This window comes from Spongiimicrobium salis, from assembly GCF_043678055.1.
GTDB lineage: Bacteria > Bacteroidota > Bacteroidia > Flavobacteriales > Flavobacteriaceae > Spongiimicrobium > Spongiimicrobium salis.
The window spans coordinates 1-910 of the sequence record NZ_JBHEQA010000022.1; the positions used below are offsets into that span (position 1 = coordinate 1).

Annotated in this window: 1 tRNA gene and 1 rRNA gene; both read left to right on the plus strand. The window is 51.4% G+C overall.

Annotated elements, in window-relative coordinates:
* Positions 1-74 (plus strand) — tRNA-Ala (locus ACEXOE_RS23705).
* Between the two features lie 158 nt (positions 75-232).
* Positions 233-910, plus strand: a 23S ribosomal RNA gene (locus tag ACEXOE_RS23710); the annotation flags it as partial.

A 910-nucleotide genomic window follows, 5' to 3' on the forward strand; every position in this document is an offset into this window, starting at 1 on the left:
GGGGGATTAGCTCAGCTGGCTAGAGCGCCTGCCTTGCACGCAGGAGGTCATCGGTTCGACTCCGATATTCTCCACGATCCATTTCATAAGAGAAATGGAAAAGGTTCATTGACATATTGTGACAGGGTGCGCCGGGCTAAGCCGGGCGTACTTTGAAAAGAGTAGATACAAAGTAAAGAGTAGAGAATAAAAAGACTGCAAGGGCGCGGACCTGTTATTGGGTCCGGCTTGTGACAAGTTGAACAAGGGCGTATGGGGAATGCCTAGGCTCTCAGAGGCGAAGAAGGACGTGATAAGCTGCGAAAAGCTTCGGGAAGGTGCACATGACCTTTGATCCGAAGATATCCGAATGGGGCAACCCGGCATGTTGAAGGCATGTCATCCATGTAAGTGGAAGCAAACCCGGTGAACTGAAACATCTAAGTAACCGGAGGAGGAGAAAACAATAGTGATTCCGAGAGTAGTGGCGAGCGAAATCGGATTGGCCCAAACCCATGTTGTTTCGGCAATATGGGGGTTGTAGGACCGCGACATTTGGTGCTCGATGAACTGGAACACGTTGGAAAGCGTGACGATAAGGGTGATAGTCCCGTACAGGCAAAGAGAGTTATCGATAGCGGTATCCTGAGTAGCACGGGGCACGTGAAACCTTGTGTGAAACCGGCGGGACCATCCGCCAAGGCTAAATACTCCTGAGAGACCGATAGTGAACCAGTACCGTGAGGGAAAGGTGAAAAGAACCCTGAACAAGGGAGTGAAAAAGATCCTGAAACCATACGCCTACAAGCGGTCGGAGCCCCTTTGGGGGTGACGGCGTGCCTTTTGCATAATGAGCCTACGAGTTACTTTTACTGGCAAGGTTAAGGGCTTCAGGCCCGGAGCCGTAGCGAAAGCGAGTCTTAACAGGGCG